The sequence below is a fragment of the Microbacterium sp. Leaf351 genome (assembly GCF_001423825.1).
GTDB lineage: Bacteria > Actinomycetota > Actinomycetes > Actinomycetales > Microbacteriaceae > Microbacterium > Microbacterium ginsengisoli.
Window position 1 is genome coordinate 49,791 of record NZ_LMPK01000034.1, and the last position, 3,683, is coordinate 53,473.

At 74.2% G+C, this 3,683-nt stretch carries 3 protein-coding genes; all 3 read right to left on the reverse strand.

Going from position 1 to position 3,683, the window contains the following annotated elements:
• A partial coding sequence (argC, locus tag ASG00_RS14930; protein ID WP_156456244.1) for an N-acetyl-gamma-glutamyl-phosphate reductase occupies positions 1–986 on the reverse strand: 986 nt, incomplete at its 3' end.
• 244 nt (positions 987–1,230) lie between these two features.
• Positions 1,231–1,980, reverse strand: a complete 750-nt coding sequence (locus ASG00_RS10370; protein ID WP_056209334.1) for a dienelactone hydrolase family protein — start codon at positions 1,978–1,980, stop codon at positions 1,231–1,233.
• Between the two features lie 40 nt (positions 1,981–2,020).
• On the reverse strand, positions 2,021–3,683 hold a 1,663-nt coding region (locus ASG00_RS10375; protein WP_235559482.1), incomplete at its 5' end, for a phenylalanine--tRNA ligase subunit beta.

Sequence of the window (3,683 nt, forward strand, 5' to 3'; positions counted from 1 at the left end):
TTCATGGACTGGATGGCGGCACCGGCGGTGCCCTTGGCGAGGTTGTCGACCGCGGCGGTGACGACCACGCGGTTCGCGTCGCGGTCGATCGCGAGGGACAGCAGCGCCGTGTTCGCCCCGAGCACGTCGGCGGTGCGCGGCAGCACCCCCTCGGGCAGCAGCTGCACGAAGGTCTCCCCCGCGTAGGCGCTCTCCCACGCGTCGCGCAGCTGCGCATCCGTCACGCCCGCCCGGATGGGGGCCGTCGAGGTCGCGAGGATGCCGCGGGCCATCGGGACGAGCACGGGCGTGAACGAGATGCGCACGTCGTCGGCGCCGGCCCCGCGCAGCGCCTGCTGGATCTCGGGGATGTGCCGGTGCGTGCCGCCCACGGCATACGGATTCGCGGTGCCGAGGATCTCGCTCGCGAGCAGGTTCGTCTTCAGGCTCTTGCCCGCGCCCGACGGCCCGACCGCGAGCACGCTGACGAGGTCGGTGGCGTCGATGACGCCCGCCGCGACGCCGGGCGCGAGGCTGAGGCTGACGGTCGACGCGTTGCAGCCGGGGGCCGCGATCCGGGTCGCGCCCACGAGGTTCGCACGCTGCTTCCCGGTCGCCACGGCGAGCTCCGGCACGCCGTAGGCCCACGGCTCGTGGAAGTCGCCGCCGTAGAACCGGGCCCACGCGGCCGGATCGGTGAGCCGGTGATCGGCACCCGCGTCGATGACGAGCGCGGAGTCCTTCAGCGCGTCGGTGTACTGACCCGACTGCCCGTGCGGCAGCGCGAGGAAGACGACGTCATGGCCGGCGAGGATGTCGGGCGTCGTGTCCTCGAGGGTGAGGTGCGCGAGGGAGCGCAGGTGCGGCTGGTGCGCGATGAGCGGCTGGCCGGCGTTCGCGTGCGCGGTGACGGTCGTGATCTCGACATCGGGATGGGCTGCGAGGATGCGCAGCAGTTCACCGCCCGCATAACCGGAAGCGCCGGAGACGGCGACCGAGAGCGTCATGGATTCCACCTTAGTTTCTGGGAGGGATGCCGCTCATGCACAGAGCACGCGCGGCGAGGGCCGAACGCGGCGACACCCGCGACGGCTCCCGGAAACGGGGGACGCAGGGGTCGCCTAGAGTCGGCGGCCGCCGCGGCGTCGGCACGCGCCACCGAGGCTCACGGGGAGCACTGCGAGGTGGAGGGACGCCGACGGCATGCCGCGAGGGTATCGGGATGCCGCATCCCCCCGCAAATCCGGGCCGTCACCCGGCGTCGAGGTGGGCGTCGAGGAAGGCCTGCACCCGCGCCCAGGCGTCGGCCGCCGAGGCTGCGTGGTAGCGGCGGCCCTCGTCGTTGAAGAACGCGTGCGCGGCATCCGGGTAGACGACCGTCTCGAGGGCGACACCCGCCTCGCGAGCCGTCTGCTCGACTGCCGGGAGCGCCTCGATGAGCGACGGATCGTGCTGTCCGTAGAGCGCGAGCACCGGCGCCGTGATGCGCCCGAGCTGCTCGGCGCCCGGCGCGGAGCCGTAGAACGGCAGCGCCGCGCGCACGCGCGGGTCGGCGGCGGCGAGGAGGAACGCGAAGGTGCCGCCGAAGCAGAAGCCGATGACCCCGATGCGTCCGTCGACGCCGGGTTCCGTGGCGACGAGGTCGACGACGCCGGTGAGGGCCCCGACCGCCCACCCGGCGTACTCGGGAGCCCGGGCCCCGGTGATCGCGTCGCGCATGCGGGGCTGGGCGGCGACCCGCGCCTCCTCGTCGTCGCTGTTCATGATCGCGAACAGCTCGGCGCCGATCGAGGGCTCGATGCCGCCACGGCTCAGGATGTCGGGGGCGGCGGCGAGGTAGCCGAGGGCGGCGAACCGGTCGGCGACGTCGCGGATGTGGTCGACGAGCCCCCAGATCTCGTGGATCACGATGACCGCTCCGCGCACGGGCCCGTCGGGCCGCGCCAGGTACACGTCGATCGCGGGGCCGTCGGGGGTCGGGATGCTGCGCGTCTCGGTCATGCCGCCACGCTACGCCCGCGCGCTATGCACGGCGTGCACGTCACTCCCGCAGGGTCGCGCCGAACCGCTCGGTCGCCACGGCCACGCCCGCGAGCTTCGCCTCCGTCGCCTCGGCCGCGGTGAGCGTGCGGTCGGGGGCGCGGAAGCGCAGCGCGAAGGTGAGGCTCTTGGTGCCCTCGGGGAGACCCTGCCCGCGGTAGTCGTCGACGAGACGCAGCGACTCGAGCAGGTCGCCCGCACCGGCCACGAGCGCGGCGGCGAGGTCGGCGGCGGCGAGGTCGGCGTCGACGATGAGCGAGACATCCTGCGTCGCCGCCGGGTAGCCCGAGAGCGACGGGGCGACGGTGCGGGTTCCGGCGGCGGCGACAAGGGCGTCGAGATCGAGCTCGGCGACCGTGACGCGGCCGGGCAGGTCGGCGTCGGCCGACACCTGCGGCAGCAGCTCGCCGACGTAGCCGATCTCCACGCCGTCGACCGACAGCACGCCGGCACGCCCCGGGTGCAGCGCCGCGCGCTGCGCCTGGGCGACGTCGATCGTGACGCCGGCAGCGGATGCCGCGACCCGCACCGCGTCGAGCACCTCGGGGAGTCCGGCCGCCTCGGCCGACCGGCCCGGCTGCTTGGGCGCGACGTGACCGGTGACGAGCACGGCGAGGTGGCGACGCTGCGGTGGGATGCCCGCGTCGAGCGCCGCGAGCGTCGCGGCGTCGGGACGTGCGGCGGCGGGCGGCACGTCGGCCGTGCCGTAGACGACGCCCGGCTCCGGGAGGAACACCGCGCCGGTCTCGAACAGCGACAGGTCGCCGAGGCCGCGCGCCGCGTTGCGGTGCGCGACGACGAGCAGTCCCGGCACGAGGCTGCGCCGCAGCGCCGGTGCGAGTCCGTCGAGCGGGTTGGCGAGCAGCACGCTCGGCACCGCCTCGCCGTCGGCGGAGCCGTGCAGCGTGTTCGCGTCGACCGTGGTGAACGGGAACGACGGCGTCTCGACGAAGCCGGCGGCGGCGAGCGCGTTCGACACGCGACGGCGGGCCGCCTGCGCAACGGTCCAGCCGCGACCGGTCGGAGCGACGGGGAGCACCGCGGGGATGCGGTCGTAGCCCTCGATGCGGGCGACCTCCTCGGCGAGCGTCCACTTGTCGGTGAGGTCGGGGCGCCACGTCGGCGCGATGACCAGCCTGTCGTCGCCCTGGTCAAGCACGGTGGCGCCGATCTTCTCGAGCGCGCCCGTGATCTGGTCGTCGGTGTAGTCGACCCCGATGAGCGCGGAGATGAATCCGTCCGGCAGCAGGATGCCGTCGCGCTGGTGTGCGGACTCGACCCTCGCGAGGCCGCCCTCGACCGCGCGCGTGCCGCCGGCGAGCTTCTCGAGCAGCTCGACGACGCGCTCGGCGGCGACCGACGCGACGTTCGGGTCGACGCCGCGCTCGAAGCGCCGAGACGCCTCGCTCGGCAGCTTGTGGCGACGCGCGCTGCGGGCGATCGTGACCGGGTCGAACGTCGCCGCCTCGACCAGCACGTTGCGGGTCGTCTCGCTCATCTCGGTGCTCGCGCCGCCCATGACGCCTGCGAGACCGATGGGGCCCGAGGCATCCGTGATCAGCAGGTCTTCGACATGCAGGTCGCGTACCTTGCCGTCGAGGGTCTCGAGCGTCTCGCCCGGCGCCGCCCGGCGCACGGTGATGCCGCCGGAGAGCTTGTCGAGG

What these genes read in the sequence shown, in the direction of transcription:
- ASG00_RS10370 (WP_056209334.1), bottom strand. Translation starts at nt 1,980, where the DNA reads ATGACCGAGACGCGCAGCATCCCGACCCCCGACGGCCCCGCGATCGAC.